Here is a 12,525-nt window from a genome sequence, read left to right on the forward strand (position 1 = left end):
ACGCTTTTTGCGTACCCACTTCGGGCTGCCTTGTTTGCTAATTCTCACAAAAAATGGCAGGCTGTCGGCCAATAGCAGCCGCCGCTGAGCATCAGTTTCGAGTCATTCGATGCGTTGTCCATTTGGCGCGCATCCCGGCGGCCAGTGACTTCCCCAAATGATCTCACCCACAAGGCCAAGCCGAGTTTTCATGGCACACTAGATTAATGAAAAATCAACCGTTAAAGCGGCTTCTCTCAGTGTTCTCATCGGGAGCGTCCGAGCCAACGCTTCATGGGGGCAGAAACAGCCGGCAGTTGCATGAGATGCCCGGTTTTCATGCTCCGTTTCTTGAAAATTACCCGGACCCGCACGCAGCCATTGATCACCTGCGACAAGTCGAATGCGGGGAGGTCCATTCGAAATGGGGCCCAGCGCCCTTTTCAGACGAAGTCATCCACACACCCAACACTTTTATAGGGAGTGCGAAGTCACGGGAGAACCTACCTCCCCATGTGGAGAGCGCCGAATTTCCGGATCTGGTGCACATTCCGATTCTATCTATCGTTGGAATCGATTCCTTCGAAAACCTGGGTAAAACAGAAGAGATCGCGACATTCGGCGATGCCTTGTTCGCTGCCCTTCATGGTGCGTCGCTCATCTTCCCGGACAGTCTCGACTATCTCTGCTCCGAAAGCGTAAAAGGCGATCTGCATCCATGCTTTGAAGAAATGCCAGAGAAGCCTAGTATTTCAAGCGTCTGCAGTAAGTACCACGCGAGGCGGGGCTTAGATTTCAGCCGCTACGGTGGTGGCTACATTGCGTGGAACGGCAAGCAGCGGACTCTGCTTGCTATGTACGCTATCTGGCAGCGGGAGGGGCCTACCGGCATGCTGCGCAACGTCAAACTCTCTAACAGATGACGTGTGAAGAGTTCAAGACATCTTGCAAGAAACACAATCTTCGGCAGCCAGTCGACGTCTCTCACTATGCGAACGTCTCCTGGCAACGCCGGGCAGCATGTCCGCGCGTAGGACGCCCACTCTCACGCCCGGGAACGGTATTGGGCAGTTGACGGCCAAACGGCGCCCTCTAATCGCAAATCATCGTCACACCGCCTCCCCCGCCCTTCAACTTCGCCCACCCCCGCACTAAGCTCAACGTCTAACGCGTTGCCACACTCGTTGACCCACAGCCCCGCCACCGCGCCGTAGCCTCTTCGCGCGGCCCGCGCGCCGCTGTGGGAGATACGTAAGTGAGCAACAAGACAAACATCAAGCAGAGCATTTCCGCCGGCAATGGCAACGTGCAGATCGGCCAGGTCATCCTATGCGGGTCGGCCGCCCATTCACGCTGCCCCACCCCGCCGGCGCCAGCCAAAGAACGCATGACCATCGAGCAGCGGGCAGAACTCACTCACATCGCATTGCAGATCGAATTGGCAGAGGAAGGCGCCGTAGACGCCGGCACGGTTTGGAAGGCCCTTTGCAACCACCTCAACGGGCGCGGCCTGGAGGATGTGCGAGACAACACCGAGTTGTCGCACGAGCAGTATTGGGCGGCTCGGTCTTACCTGGACGGCTGGTTGTCCTGCGCCCGTGGTGACAGCCTGCCGCGTACCGGCATGATTCGCGAGATCATGCGGATGTGGGGTATTCGGAGTGGATTGCGGGCGGCGACAATGGAATTCTGCGAGCAACGGTTCCAGAAAAGCTCGCTAGGAGATCTGACGGAACATCAACTTCGGGCCACTCTGTGGGTCACAGTTGCAGACTGGCGTGGGTACTGGGCAACCGAGACTTGTAACTCAAAATAGCCATGACTGATACACATGAGGCTGAAAGCGGCCGAGATCGGATGTGGCGGGCTCTGACGTCATTCACGAAAACCTTGTACGCAGTCCCCGGTTGGAAAGCTTGGAAGTCAGCGCATGTGTCCCAAACGCTCTATGTCGATGACGAACTGCTGGCTGAAGAACGCCCAGAAGTATTTGAGTTTCCCGCTCCCATCAACAAGCAGCATGACGTGTTCTTCCAATACTTGGGGCTTATCGAGGTTGTCGAGTCAGTCAAGGCTTGCGAGTACTATTTCCGCCGCTACCCCTTCCGCGGCATGCCAATAGCCCGCCACGAACATATCGCCAATATCTGCGAAATGTACTTCGGCAGGTTCTACCAGTTCAAGGAGCGCCTTAAGAACTTCACCGATGCAATCAGGGCGATTGAACCAAATCACGGCCTAGATTTCGGGAAGTTCATCCGACAATTTGAGAGGGAGTTCAATTCTGAGCTTCGCGCCCGGAACCAAATCCACCATCACCAGCGCTTCTCAGACCTAGCTATCGAGCAGATATATATGACGGGCGTCGTATCTGAGACTCGCCCAGGAAAGGGTTGGGAAAGGGAACATCTTGAGGTGTACAGGAAGACCGCAAGAGAGTGGGCACTGCGGGCCAAAGAGCGCGGCAAGCATTTGGACGAATTCATCGAAGCTACTGCCGCTGCAACGTGCCTCTGCTGCGCCTTCATCAGCGAATTAGCGCCGCTTCCTGCACCGGCAGTCAAGCCATAGTGCAGGACCGCCCGAGCAATGTCGGATCTCTTCAGTAAGCACCCCGCACTGAGCGGGGCGCCACATTCTTACCCCTTCGGCCCACACCCCTTCAACATCGGGCTACCCACAATCCTGCCATCCCCCACACACACCAAAGCAACCTTCGCCCCCTTCTTCAGCGAAGCCGCCATTGCCGCATGCTGGTCATCCAGATAAGCATGCACCGCCATGAAGGGGTTGCCGGAGGCGAGCTTCACCACGATGCTGTCGGTGAAGTCCTTGTCGATGCTCTGCACCGTGCCGGTCACCAGTAGGCTCTTGTCCTTGTACTTCTGATCGGCGGCCACCTCGTTGTCCTCATACGCGCCGAACAGCTCTTGCGCCTTGACCGGCAACGGTGGCTCGGCCGCTGCTGCGGCCTCCACCGGCTTACCCGTTGCAGGCGCGCTCGCTGCCTTCGGTTTCGGATCAGTCAGATCACTCAGTACGCCGATGATGATGGCGACAAACGCAAGACCAAACAGCCACTTCACTACTTTCATTACTGCTCCTTTCTACCTTCCCGTCTGTGTGGATTGATAAAAAGGCTGTATGCCGCGCCCCCCGCGTGGCTACTGCTCTAGAATTGAATCAATTGCCGCGCGGCTCAAAACAGAGCAGAACCGCCTCCGGCACGCGCATGCCCGCGACCGTGATGTGAAAGCGGTCCTTGTCGTACTCGGATAAAACCGAGTTCCGCCCGGTGCTCGCGAACTGCTGCGTCATTGCATCGAGCGCGGCCACAAACCACTCGCCCGCCCGCTGGATCTCCTCTTGCGTGCGAGCTCCAAACGCTCGCGCCACAATGAACATGGAAGTGGCGGCGGCTCTCTGCGTATCGTCCCGGTCCGGCGACCAGCCCATGCTGATGCTGAAGCGCGACAGGTTGGCTTCGTCGCCCTCCGCGATGATGCTCATGGAATGGGTAAAGGTGACTTCCGTGAACGTTCCCCCGGCGTCATCAGGAGAAGTCTCACGCTTTCGCGCTTTCATCCCGTGAATCAGGTCTTCAAGACTGAGGCCGAGGACCCCGGGCCTGGCCGCATCCTTCTCTGGAATTCCTGATTTTGTGGTGATGCACGCCGCAGAACTAGGCAAGGCCACAAACAACGCAGCGGCCGCAACGACACAAGCCCCCAGATTCTTCATTTTCACTGTTTCGTCCCTTTTCCAGTAATGCGCAGCCGCGCTCTGGCCATTTCTGCGTTACGCGCCAGCCTGGGATAGATTTTTCTCATAGAAGAATAAGCACCGCACCGAACACGAGAAGCATGCACCCGGAAAGAAGTTGCGATTGGAGAATGGTCCGCCGCCCCGGGTATTCGCCATCCCGCTTTGCCTTTCTCTTGGCCGGCTTGAGTACAGTGCCGACTTGCACGTTATTCGATCCGCCAACAATAACTTGAGACCGCTTGGTCGCCTTGACGGGCCGGCCGAAATTGTCCGGCCCATGGAGGCTCAACGCTGCGAGCGAAACGCTCTTGCGTAGGCTTGCAGCTCATCGCGCCGTGCTTTCGCAGCCGCCCGTCTGGCGAAAAAGCTGCGAAGGCGACGAGACCATAGCCACGCCCACGCCGCAAAAGCCAAGGCCGCGACTACGAACAGACCGCCAACCAGCCAAGTGATGATGCTGAGGTCGTTGTCCATGGTCAGAGGCGGCCCGCCGCAGTACGCACCGCCAGCACCTTGCCGGCTACTGGGTCATAGTCGCACTGGTAACTGACATTCTGATAGGCGCCAAATCCGTTTTGGAATTGCACCTTGTCGCCGAGGTAAGTCAGTACCGAGTGTTCCTTGTTGGCCCACCGGAATCGTTCAAACTTCGGTTCAAGCGTGCCATCAATCCACTTGTGGCTGTACTTGGCTTGGCGCTCGACTTCCGGTACGCAGGCGAATGTCGCGCGTATCAGGTTTTTGTCACCCCAGCATTGCAAGTCCGCCTTGCAAGCTGCTTCCTCTGCTGCCAACTGTTCGGGCGTTTTCTCAGATGCACCTGGCTTGGATTCGCCACCCATGCAACTCACTACAGCGGCGATGCCGACGGCCAAGCATCCCAAGCCAGCCAATACCTGCCACGTTCCTACTCCCGGATTCTTGACTCCGCAGTGAGGACACGTGGGGGCGGAACTCGAAACTTCCTTCTTACACTCTTTGCACTTCGTGAGCGCCACGGCTCATCTCCCGCTCCATCCCGCTTCTTTATTGATGGAATGGCGATATACCGCGCCCCCGCGCGGCTACTGCTCTAAGTTTGATTCAGAAAGTGCCGCTCGATCAGCAGATGCGGAACCGCTGCCCAGTGTGGCGATTGGTCCGCCAGCACGTCTCACCGCGCGACTTCTTTGCCTTAGGCGCGTGCGGCTTGCTGGCATGGTGGCCGCTCTTTTTTGCAAAGGCTGGCGCGGCGCCGAACATCGACGTAACGACCGCGAGAGCAATCAATCGTTTCAAATCAGTTCTCCTTCTTTGTGGCGCTGTCGTAGGAATGACCGTATGCCGCGCCACCTCAACGGTCATGCTCATATCACGGCCGCTGCACGCACACGGACCTTGTGGCTGCTTCATCGCTGCTCGATTTACCGCCAACGCAACTCGCAACAATGCCACCGACCGACAGCAAGACAATCAATCCAGCAATCACATCCTTCGTTTTGACGGTCGGATGGGGTACTCCGCAATGAGGACACACCTTGGCTTTGGTTGAAACTTCTTTCTTGCATTCCGTGCATGCTGTAAGCGCCATCGCGCACTCCCTTATCCCCGTCCTTGTTTTTTTATTAAGGCACGGGCCCACACCACGGCTCGGCCCTTGCTCCGTTTAGATAAAATAAGAACCGCTAATATTCACACAACTTACGCAATAATCACTTCTTTGCTTTTGAGATTGCATTTTTCAAAACTAGCGGCGCATTATCGACTTGCTTTAACAGCACCACACTTTTGGTATAAGTCTCAAATACAACGAATGTTCCGGCTAAAAACCCTACATAAGCGATCGGGTGATCTTCGGTAGCAAGCAACCCCGAAGCAACGCCGACCTTTTCCACAAGCGTGGCGGCGCTTCCCTCCTTTATCTTTTGCGCATCACTTTCGCCCGAGTAAGCAGCAAGAAGTGGGACCGCCCAGAAAAATAGAGAAACGATAAATCGAGCAGTTGAATTTGGTAGCGCCTTCGGAATTTTGAATGTATTAACCAAGATCCCAACCAGCGGCAACAAAAGAAAGACGGCGACAAGCCACCGAGCCGGCCAGCTTCCCAAAAGACTAAAGATCGCCACAACAGTCATAAAATACAGAAAGCTGTACTTACCGAACTTTGTCACCACACGATTAACAGCCTCATTGGGCTCATCTTTTTCCACGCCATTTGGATCACTCAGCACTTCCACCCAAAAGAGAAGAGTTGCAATAGAGACCGCTCCGATCAAGAGTACCAAAGTCCGCAACGGGAGTTTTATTACATCTAACAGACCGACGTACTGAAATGCATCAATTCCGAACGAATTCCAATATGCTAGGAGATAACATAGCGCCACGAACCAACAGTACGCCAACACTGCCGTCGCAATCGGAATCTTTTTATCAAACTCCATTCGCCCCTCTACGCAGATTATTTATCTAACTCTTTTTTGCTTTTTCCAGCGAACCGACCTGGGCAGCCAGAGCCCCTAGCTGCACATTGTTAGACCCACCGACAATTACCTGAGACCGCTTTCCGGCCTTCACCGGCTGCTCATCCGTCCCAGCGGCAGAAAGCCCACCAATCAACGCAAGCACGCCTGCGCGCCCACGCGCATCAAGTTCTCGATAACCGGCTAGGACGACGCCCTCCTCCGCTGACAGCAGCGACGGCACATGCTCCCCTGTGAGCACATAGAGAACGTCGACACCGTGGCGCGCCACGGCGGCGAGATAGTTGGCGTCGGGCACGCGCTCCGACTTTTCGTAGAGCACCTGCGTCTTCACCGTAACTCCGCCCAGCGCCGCAAAGTCGGTTTGATTCAGCCCTTGGCGCCGACGCTCTTCGGCCAGGCGTTCACCAAAATTTACCGAACGCTCCATTATCTTTATTCCAATTAAACCGATCGGTTCATATAATCGGTTATGCAAGATTTTCTTTCACGAGTATATCGACCATGCCCCGTGGAAATGTCGCGAAACGTCGCGCGCCAATTGGCGTCGTAACTGACAAGCCCGTCTATATCCGCCTTCGGCCCGAGGAACTTCTGAAGTTCAAAGCGCGCGCCGCCACTGAAGGCCGGTCGCTCGGCAACATGGGCCGCGTGCTCATCCTCAGCGCGCTGGCCCAGCCGAGCCCCAACAAGCTTATGCAAGCCGTGCCGCAACGGCACGCAACTTCCGTTGTCGAGGATTGATCATGCACACCCAACACCGAATAGAACACGCCCTGCGTCGCAAGCTCTCTGGCCCCACCCGCCAAGACGTGCAGCAGACCATGGGCTGGGACAAAGGCGCCATGAGCCGCTTCCTGAGCGGCGAGCAAGGCGTGCTGATCGACAAGCTGGATACGCTGGTTGGCGTGTGCGGCTACGTGCTGGTCACGCGCAAATACATGGACGCCGTGGCCACGCTGGGCGAGGTCGGCATGTTTTGCGAGTGCGCACGCCAGGGCCACGGCGAGTGCGGCCGGCCGCAAGGGGGTGGGAAATGAAACACCTCTGCCCGCACTGCGGCACCCGCCTGCACATCCGCACGAGCCGCGCTGTTTCGCTCACCTCCCGTGAGCTCTATGTGCGCTGCCCTGAAGAGCACTGCGCTTATACCGGCAAGGCCATCTTGTCGATCATCAGCACCATCGCGCCCAGCATCAACCCCAACCCGCTGGCCTACCTGCCCGTTGGCCGCACGCGTGTGCTGCCCAACGGCAACGGCCAATTGAGCCTGCTGCCCGAATAGGCGCCAGCGGCTCCAGTTACCCCCTTCCCCTCGCATCCGTTTTGGCACGCTCCCCGTCCGGGATGCGGGGGGCTTTTTTTGCCCATTTTTTTGAGGCCCGTATGCAAAACAACGCTGTCTTGACCTTTGAAGACGTCGACTTCGATGTGGTCGATATCCGCAATACGCCGTGGCTAAGGGGTCCCCAGATCGGGGACGCCTTGGGCTACGAAAAAGGCCGCATCTCCATTCATAAGGTGTACGAAACGAACGCCGAGGAGTTCACCGACGACATGACCCAAATCGTCGACCTCGACACCGCCGGCGGCCGCCAGCAAGTGCGCATCTTCAGCCCGCGCGGCTGCTACCTGCTCGGCATGCTGGCGCGCACCGAGCGCGCCAAGGCGTTCCGCCGCTGGGTGCTCGACGTGCTGGAAGGCCGCCTTGTGCCACAAGAGACCGGCCGCATGACCGTACCGCAGCGGCTGGCAGCGCTGCGCTATCGCGGCACTTTGGCCAAGGAGCTTGCCAACGCCCGCACCGCTTCGCTCGCGGTCGAGCTGTACGCCAACCTGCAGCACGTCTCCCGCCTGCTGGGCATGCAAACGCAGCCCATCGGCGTACTCGCGCCGATCGCGCGCCAGAACAGCCTGCAGGGCATTGCTTGAGGGGGCCGGCATGAAAACCTACCTCGTCCGCGTTGCCGCCGGCGGCCGCCGTCTGTCGTTCCACACCATCGCCGCATCCAGCACGGATGCACTCATGACCGTGATGCGCACGGCTGAAGCGCTCGGCCTGGCCGCACGCGCCGGCTCGGCCCGCCTGGTCGGGAGGCCCGCATGAACGTCCTGCAGCTCGTTGCCATGTTCGCCACGCTCGCCGTGCAGGCCGCTGCCGTGGGCCTGCTCTTCGCCTGGCGCAGCAAGAACGACCCGACCGTCAACGGCTACACCGCACCGCCGAAGCGCTTTAACGGCGTTGTACGCGTGCTGCTGTGGGTGGCCGTGGTGTGCATAGGCGGCGGTGTCGTTGCCACGGGCCTGTTGGCCTACGGCGTTTTGGTGGAGGCCGCGTAATGCTCGCCCTCGTCAATCTCTGGATGCTGGTCACGGCCTTCGTTTCCGTGGCGCTGCTCAACTACAGCGCCAACACGCAGCGCTGGGGCGCGCTGGTCGGCCTGCTCGGCCAGCCGGCATGGCTGTACCTCACGCACGTGACTGGCGAGGCCGGCATGTTCACCGCGTCGGTGTTCTTTGCCGTCTGCTACGGGCGCGGCGTGTGGCTCGGCTTCCTCTGCAGGAGCGCCCGCCATGCCTGAGCCTGTCGTCACCGATGTGGACGTGCGCCGGATGCACCGCTTCCTGCGCCTGACCACCCCTTACGACGCCATGCCGCCGCCGCTGCGTGCCGCTGTCGTCGCCGCAGCCAAGGCGATGGCAACGGTGCGCGAGCGGCGCCGCGCCATCCGCGCCACCGTCGACCTCAAACGCCGCGCCGCCGGCGACGTTGACGACTGACGTTCACCACAAGAAGGAACATGACTCTACTCATTCTGGCTGCACTCTGGTTTGCCTCTGGCGCAGCGTCATTCATCTACTGGTGGACGCGCAAGTACCACCTCGAGTCCACCGATCTGCCGCTCGTTCTTATGAACGGGTTCACCGGGCCGCTGGCCTTTCTGGTCGGCGTGATCTTGTACGCCGATGGACAAAAGCCTCGCATCCTGATCCGGAAACGGAAGTAAGCACCATGAGCGCAAACATCCTGCGCCAAAGGCGCCAGTCACATCCGCCAGCCGCACGCTTTGCTGTCGTCTCCAACCCCGGCACCTTGTTCCAGCGCATTGAGGAATATGCGTCGACTTTCGCCGGAGCCCAAGAGTGCATGAGTTGCTACGACGTTCCGGTCGACGTGATGCTCATCACGCCTTCCGGCGCGCTGACAACCGAGTTCTGACCCACATCCCTGATCGCAATGAACCTCGACCTCTCCTCCGCCATTGCGTCGCGCCTGGTGCACGACTACGGCTTCAAGGAACGATCGAACAAGCTGGAGAACGGCACATGCCCCTCCTGCGGCAAACGCTCGCTGTGGGCCTTTGCAGACGCGCCCTGGGTCGTCCGCTGCAACCGGCTGAACAACTGCGCGGCCGAGTACCACGCCAAAGAGCTGTACCCCGATCTTTTCGCGTCCTGGAGCGACCGCTACGTCAAAACGGCCGAAGCGCCCCACGCTGCAGCCGATGCCTACATGCGCGACGCACGCGGCTTTGACCTGGCGCGCGTCGCCGGCTGGTACACGCAAGAGAGTTATTACAGCCACGATCTGAAGATCGGCAGCGCCACCGTCCGCTTCCCCTTGAGCGAAGGCCGGTATTGGGAACGCATCATCGACCAGCCCGAGCGCTTTGGCGACCGCAAAGCCACGTTCAGCGGCTCGTACGCGGGCACCTGGTGGCAGCCGCCCACCCTGCCGGCCCAGCCAAAGGAGCTGTGGCTGGTGGAAGGCATCTTTGATGCCATCGCCCTGATGCATCACGACGTGGCCGCCGTTGCCACGTTCTCCTGCTCGCACTACCCGACCGCCGCACTGGCGGCGCTGGCAGAGCAATGCGCCGCCGGCGGCCACCGGCGCCCGCACCTGGTGTTCGCGCTGGACAACGACCCTGCCGGCCGCCGCTATGCGCTCAAGCACATCGAGCGCGCCCGCGACGATGGCTGGTCAGCATCGGCCGCGCTGCCCAAGCAGGCCGGCAAGACGAAGCTCGACTGGAACGAGCTGCATGTGCGCGACCGGCTGTCCAAGCGGGACCTGGACGAATATCGCTACCTGGGCGACCTCTTCACCGCCGCCACGCCATCGGACAAGGCTCGTTTGATGTACCGCCGCACAGGTGATGCGAAGTTCCCATTCGAGCACCGCAACCGCTTGTACTCGTTCAAGCTCGACCTCGACGCCTTCCAGCGCGAAAGCACCACCGTGCGCGAGGTGCACGAAGACATGGCCGAAGACGAGGTGCGCGATCACGCCCTGCAACGCGCCTGCATCGTGCAGCCCATCGCCAACTGCTTGCCAACGGCGCTTTACTACCAGGCCAGCCCGCAGACGGATGAGTCCTGGTACTACTTCCGCGTCGCCTTCCCGCACGATGGCCAGCCCATCAAAGCGACCTTCACCAGCGCGCAAATCGCCAGCAGCAGCGAGTTCAAGAAGCGCCTGCTGGGCGTGGCACCCGGCGCCATGTACACCGGCACCGGCCAGCAGCTCGACGAGTACCTGGAGAAGCAGCTCGCCCACATTCCAACGGTGCAAACCATCGACTTTGTTGGCTACACCAAGGAATACGGCACCTATGTCTATGGCGATGTGGCCGTGAAAGACGGCAAGCTGTACCAGCTCAACGACGAAGACTTCTTCGACATCGGCAAGCTCTCCATCAAGACGATCAGCCAGGCCGCAACGCTGTCGCTGTCCACCGACGTGCAGGGCATGCAGACGACCTGGCTGCCGCTGCTGTGGCAGGCCTTCGGCGCAAAGGGCCTGGCCGCGCTGGCGTTCTGGTTCGGCAGCCTGTTCGCAGAACAGATCCGCCAGGAGCACAAGAGCTACCCCTTCCTGGAGCTGGTGGGCGAACCCGGCGCCGGCAAAACCACGCTCATTGAGTTTCTATGGAAGCTCTGCGGCCGGCGTGACTACGAAGGCTTCGACCCGAGCAAGTCATCGCTGGCAGCCCGGGCCCGGAACTTCGCCCAGGTGGCCAACCTACCCGTCGTGCTCATCGAGGGCGACCGCGGCGACGAAGGCGCCAAGCAACGAGGCTTCGATTGGGACGAGCTGAAGACCGCGTACAACGGCCGCAGCACCCGCGCACGCGGCATGAAGAACGGCGGCAACGAGACCTATGAGCCGCCATTCCGTGGCGCCATCGTCATCAGCCAAAACGCGGAAGTCAGCGCCAGCGACGCCGTGCTGCAGCGGATAGTCCACATCTACTGCGACCGCTCAGCACAGACGCCAGCCACGCGCGCTGCAGCCGAAGCGCTGGAGCGCATTCCCGTGGAGGATGTGTCGGCATTCCTGCTGGCCACCGTCATGGCCGAGTCGAAAGTGCTGGAAACCTTTGCCGCCCGGGTGGGCGTTCACGAGCAGGCCCTGATGGCCCGCCCCGACATCAAGACCGTGCGCATCGCCAAGAATCACGCGCAAATCATGGCCATGATCGACAGCATGCGCCACGTGCTGCCACTCACCGACGAGCAGCACGCCGCCGCCCTGGACGAGCTGGGCCGCATGGCCGCAGCGCGCCAACAGGCCATCAGCGCGGATCACAAGCACGTGCAGCAGTTCTGGGAGGTCTACGACTACATCGAGTCAGCCGACGACGACCGTCCGATCCTCAACCACGCACGCGGCGGCGGCCTCATCGCCATCAACCTGCAGCACATGGAACAGGTCGCCGGCGAGCGCCGCATCGAGCTGCCCCCGATCGCGGACCTCAAGCGCGTGCTCAAGACCTCGCGCCAGCGCAAGTTTGTCGACATCCGCGCTGTCAACAGCGCGATCAATGCGCACTTCAACCGTGAATACATCACGCAGCCCAAGCGGCCGGAGACGGTGAAGTGTTGGGTGTTTGAGTCCCCGTCTTCCAAGCAACACAGCAACACAGGAACCGCAGCATGAAAGCCCTGAACATCCACCAAGTCGCCGACAAAGTCTCGCTCGGCAAGTCCACTATCTACCGCCTGATCGCCAAGGGCGAGTTTCCGAAGCCCTTCTCGCTGGGCGGGAACCGCCGCGCATGGCTGGAGGAGGACATCAACAAATGGCTTGCAGCCCGGGCCGGCAGGCCATCGCCGCAAGTCAGCTCAACCGCTGCTGCAGCGCACATATAACGGCTGCAGACACACCCCCGCTCTACCCCGGTAAATCGGCCCGAATTTTGGGTTCCGGCCAAATTGTGGGTAGGGTTGTGGGTAGAGACCAATACCTAGATGGGGAGCCATATCTGGCGCGGCTTTCCGGGCCGCATTGAGCGGTCCCTCTCTCCGCCAAAATACA

Annotated in this window: 20 protein-coding genes; 15 read left to right on the forward strand and 5 right to left on the reverse strand. The window is 59.8% G+C overall.

Annotated elements, in window-relative coordinates; genetic code table 11:
• Nucleotides 1-206: 206 nt before the first annotated feature.
• The 3 genes from N5B55_RS09155 (at nucleotide 207) to N5B55_RS09165 (ending at nucleotide 2,550) form a co-directional block, all read left to right on the forward strand.
• The gene (locus tag N5B55_RS09155) at nucleotides 207-902 is read left to right on the forward strand and encodes a hypothetical protein (protein ID WP_304537972.1); all 696 of its coding nucleotides are present in this window, start codon (nucleotides 207-209) and stop codon (nucleotides 900-902) included.
• Between the two features lie 332 nt (nucleotides 903-1,234).
• The gene (locus N5B55_RS09160; RefSeq protein WP_304537973.1) at nucleotides 1,235-1,795 is read left to right on the forward strand and encodes a hypothetical protein; all 561 of its coding nucleotides are present in this window, start codon (nucleotides 1,235-1,237) and stop codon (nucleotides 1,793-1,795) included.
• A gap of 116 nt (nucleotides 1,796-1,911) precedes the next feature.
• Nucleotides 1,912-2,550, forward strand: coding sequence for a hypothetical protein (locus N5B55_RS09165; RefSeq protein ID WP_304537974.1), 639 nt, complete (start codon nucleotides 1,912-1,914; stop codon nucleotides 2,548-2,550).
• A 68-nt stretch (nucleotides 2,551-2,618) separates the two neighbouring features.
• Here the strand turns inward: N5B55_RS09165 and N5B55_RS09170 are convergent, their stop codons facing one another.
• The 5 genes from N5B55_RS09170 to N5B55_RS09190 form a co-directional block, all read right to left on the reverse strand.
• Nucleotides 2,619-3,074: an OB-fold protein gene (locus N5B55_RS09170; RefSeq protein ID WP_304537975.1), complete on the reverse strand. Its 456-nt coding sequence runs from the start codon at nucleotides 3,072-3,074 to the stop codon at nucleotides 2,619-2,621.
• Nucleotides 3,075-3,162: 88 nt separating this feature from the next.
• Nucleotides 3,163-3,720, reverse strand: a complete 558-nt coding sequence (locus tag N5B55_RS09175; RefSeq protein ID WP_304537976.1) for a hypothetical protein — start codon at nucleotides 3,718-3,720, stop codon at nucleotides 3,163-3,165.
• Nucleotides 3,721-4,220: 500 nt separating this feature from the next.
• Nucleotides 4,221-4,619 carry a zinc ribbon domain-containing protein gene (locus N5B55_RS09180; RefSeq protein ID WP_304537977.1) on the reverse strand — a complete coding sequence of 133 codons (399 nt, stop codon included), beginning with the start codon at nucleotides 4,617-4,619 and terminating at the stop codon, nucleotides 4,221-4,223.
• An 816-nt stretch (nucleotides 4,620-5,435) separates the two neighbouring features.
• Nucleotides 5,436-6,164: a hypothetical protein gene (locus tag N5B55_RS09185; RefSeq protein ID WP_178960332.1), complete on the reverse strand. Its 729-nt coding sequence runs from the start codon at nucleotides 6,162-6,164 to the stop codon at nucleotides 5,436-5,438.
• Nucleotides 6,165-6,189: 25 nt separating this feature from the next.
• Nucleotides 6,190-6,633: a helix-turn-helix domain-containing protein gene (locus N5B55_RS09190; protein ID WP_304537978.1), complete on the reverse strand. Its 444-nt coding sequence runs from the start codon at nucleotides 6,631-6,633 to the stop codon at nucleotides 6,190-6,192.
• A 74-nt stretch (nucleotides 6,634-6,707) separates the two neighbouring features.
• On the opposite strand from N5B55_RS09190, the gene N5B55_RS09195 reads away from it, so the two are divergent.
• The 12 genes from N5B55_RS09195 to N5B55_RS09250 all read left to right on the forward strand — a co-directional run bounded on the left by N5B55_RS09195 (nucleotide 6,708) and on the right by N5B55_RS09250 (nucleotide 12,359).
• The gene (locus N5B55_RS09195) at nucleotides 6,708-6,947 is read left to right on the forward strand and encodes a hypothetical protein (protein ID WP_004631580.1); all 240 of its coding nucleotides are present in this window, start codon (nucleotides 6,708-6,710) and stop codon (nucleotides 6,945-6,947) included.
• A 2-nt stretch (nucleotides 6,948-6,949) separates the two neighbouring features.
• Nucleotides 6,950-7,243 carry a hypothetical protein gene (locus tag N5B55_RS09200; protein WP_004631579.1) on the forward strand — a complete coding sequence of 98 codons (294 nt, stop codon included), beginning with the start codon at nucleotides 6,950-6,952 and terminating at the stop codon, nucleotides 7,241-7,243.
• Entirely contained in the window at nucleotides 7,240-7,488 is a 249-nt protein-coding gene (locus N5B55_RS09205; protein WP_304537979.1) for an ogr/Delta-like zinc finger family protein, read from the forward strand. Before N5B55_RS09200 ends, N5B55_RS09205 begins: the two co-directional genes overlap by 4 nt.
• A 101-nt stretch (nucleotides 7,489-7,589) precedes the next feature.
• A complete protein-coding gene (locus N5B55_RS09210) occupies nucleotides 7,590-8,135 on the forward strand; it encodes a BRO-N domain-containing protein (RefSeq protein WP_304537980.1) in 546 nt (181 codons plus the stop codon).
• Between the two features lie 10 nt (nucleotides 8,136-8,145).
• Complete coding sequence (locus N5B55_RS09215) at nucleotides 8,146-8,310, forward strand: hypothetical protein (protein ID WP_304537981.1); 165 nt, start codon at nucleotides 8,146-8,148, stop codon at nucleotides 8,308-8,310.
• Complete coding sequence (locus N5B55_RS09220) at nucleotides 8,307-8,543, forward strand: hypothetical protein (RefSeq protein ID WP_304537982.1); 237 nt, start codon at nucleotides 8,307-8,309, stop codon at nucleotides 8,541-8,543. Before N5B55_RS09215 ends, N5B55_RS09220 begins: the two co-directional genes overlap by 4 nt.
• Complete coding sequence (locus tag N5B55_RS09225; RefSeq protein ID WP_304537983.1) at nucleotides 8,543-8,785, forward strand: hypothetical protein; 243 nt, start codon at nucleotides 8,543-8,545, stop codon at nucleotides 8,783-8,785. Before N5B55_RS09220 ends, N5B55_RS09225 begins: the two co-directional genes overlap by 1 nt.
• A complete protein-coding gene (locus N5B55_RS09230) occupies nucleotides 8,778-8,984 on the forward strand; it encodes a hypothetical protein (RefSeq protein WP_304537984.1) in 207 nt (68 codons plus the stop codon). The genes N5B55_RS09225 and N5B55_RS09230 overlap by 8 nt, the downstream gene beginning before the upstream one ends.
• A 20-nt stretch (nucleotides 8,985-9,004) precedes the next feature.
• Nucleotides 9,005-9,211 carry a hypothetical protein gene (locus N5B55_RS09235; protein ID WP_304537985.1) on the forward strand — a complete coding sequence of 69 codons (207 nt, stop codon included), beginning with the start codon at nucleotides 9,005-9,007 and terminating at the stop codon, nucleotides 9,209-9,211.
• Nucleotides 9,212-9,216: 5 nt separating this feature from the next.
• Entirely contained in the window at nucleotides 9,217-9,423 is a 207-nt protein-coding gene (locus tag N5B55_RS09240) for a hypothetical protein (protein ID WP_304537986.1), read from the forward strand.
• An 18-nt stretch (nucleotides 9,424-9,441) separates the two neighbouring features.
• Nucleotides 9,442-12,147: a toprim domain-containing protein gene (locus N5B55_RS09245; RefSeq protein ID WP_304537987.1), complete on the forward strand. Its 2,706-nt coding sequence runs from the start codon at nucleotides 9,442-9,444 to the stop codon at nucleotides 12,145-12,147.
• Nucleotides 12,144-12,359 carry a helix-turn-helix transcriptional regulator gene (locus N5B55_RS09250; protein ID WP_304537988.1) on the forward strand — a complete coding sequence of 72 codons (216 nt, stop codon included), beginning with the start codon at nucleotides 12,144-12,146 and terminating at the stop codon, nucleotides 12,357-12,359. Before N5B55_RS09245 ends, N5B55_RS09250 begins: the two co-directional genes overlap by 4 nt.
• Nucleotides 12,360-12,525: the final 166 nt, after the last annotated feature.

The organism is Ralstonia pickettii (assembly GCF_030582395.1).
In the GTDB taxonomy this organism is placed as follows: domain Bacteria; phylum Pseudomonadota; class Gammaproteobacteria; order Burkholderiales; family Burkholderiaceae; genus Ralstonia; species Ralstonia pickettii_D.

Excerpts from the sequence above, each read along its gene's own strand:
- N5B55_RS09155 (WP_304537972.1), top strand. The coding sequence starts at position 207 with ATGAAAAATCAACCGTTAAAGCGGCTTCTCTCAGTGTTCTCATCGGGA.
- N5B55_RS09170 (WP_304537975.1), bottom strand. The coding sequence starts at position 3,074 with ATGAAAGTAGTGAAGTGGCTGTTTGGTCTTGCGTTTGTCGCCATCATC.
- N5B55_RS09175 (WP_304537976.1), bottom strand. The coding sequence starts at position 3,720 with ATGAAGAATCTGGGGGCTTGTGTCGTTGCGGCCGCTGCGTTGTTTGTG.
- N5B55_RS09185 (WP_178960332.1), bottom strand. The coding sequence starts at position 6,164 with ATGGAGTTTGATAAAAAGATTCCGATTGCGACGGCAGTGTTGGCGTAC.
- N5B55_RS09190 (WP_304537978.1), bottom strand. The coding sequence starts at position 6,633 with ATGGAGCGTTCGGTAAATTTTGGTGAACGCCTGGCCGAAGAGCGTCGG.
- N5B55_RS09195 (WP_004631580.1), top strand. The coding sequence starts at position 6,708 with ATGCCCCGTGGAAATGTCGCGAAACGTCGCGCGCCAATTGGCGTCGTA.
- N5B55_RS09200 (WP_004631579.1), top strand. The coding sequence starts at position 6,950 with ATGCACACCCAACACCGAATAGAACACGCCCTGCGTCGCAAGCTCTCT.
- N5B55_RS09205 (WP_304537979.1), top strand. The coding sequence starts at position 7,240 with ATGAAACACCTCTGCCCGCACTGCGGCACCCGCCTGCACATCCGCACG.
- N5B55_RS09210 (WP_304537980.1), top strand. The coding sequence starts at position 7,590 with ATGCAAAACAACGCTGTCTTGACCTTTGAAGACGTCGACTTCGATGTG.
- N5B55_RS09215 (WP_304537981.1), top strand. The coding sequence starts at position 8,146 with ATGAAAACCTACCTCGTCCGCGTTGCCGCCGGCGGCCGCCGTCTGTCG.
- N5B55_RS09220 (WP_304537982.1), top strand. The coding sequence starts at position 8,307 with ATGAACGTCCTGCAGCTCGTTGCCATGTTCGCCACGCTCGCCGTGCAG.
- N5B55_RS09225 (WP_304537983.1), top strand. The coding sequence starts at position 8,543 with ATGCTCGCCCTCGTCAATCTCTGGATGCTGGTCACGGCCTTCGTTTCC.
- N5B55_RS09230 (WP_304537984.1), top strand. The coding sequence starts at position 8,778 with ATGCCTGAGCCTGTCGTCACCGATGTGGACGTGCGCCGGATGCACCGC.
- N5B55_RS09235 (WP_304537985.1), top strand. The coding sequence starts at position 9,005 with ATGACTCTACTCATTCTGGCTGCACTCTGGTTTGCCTCTGGCGCAGCG.
- N5B55_RS09240 (WP_304537986.1), top strand. The coding sequence starts at position 9,217 with ATGAGCGCAAACATCCTGCGCCAAAGGCGCCAGTCACATCCGCCAGCC.
- N5B55_RS09245 (WP_304537987.1), top strand. The coding sequence starts at position 9,442 with ATGAACCTCGACCTCTCCTCCGCCATTGCGTCGCGCCTGGTGCACGAC.
- N5B55_RS09250 (WP_304537988.1), top strand. The coding sequence starts at position 12,144 with ATGAAAGCCCTGAACATCCACCAAGTCGCCGACAAAGTCTCGCTCGGC.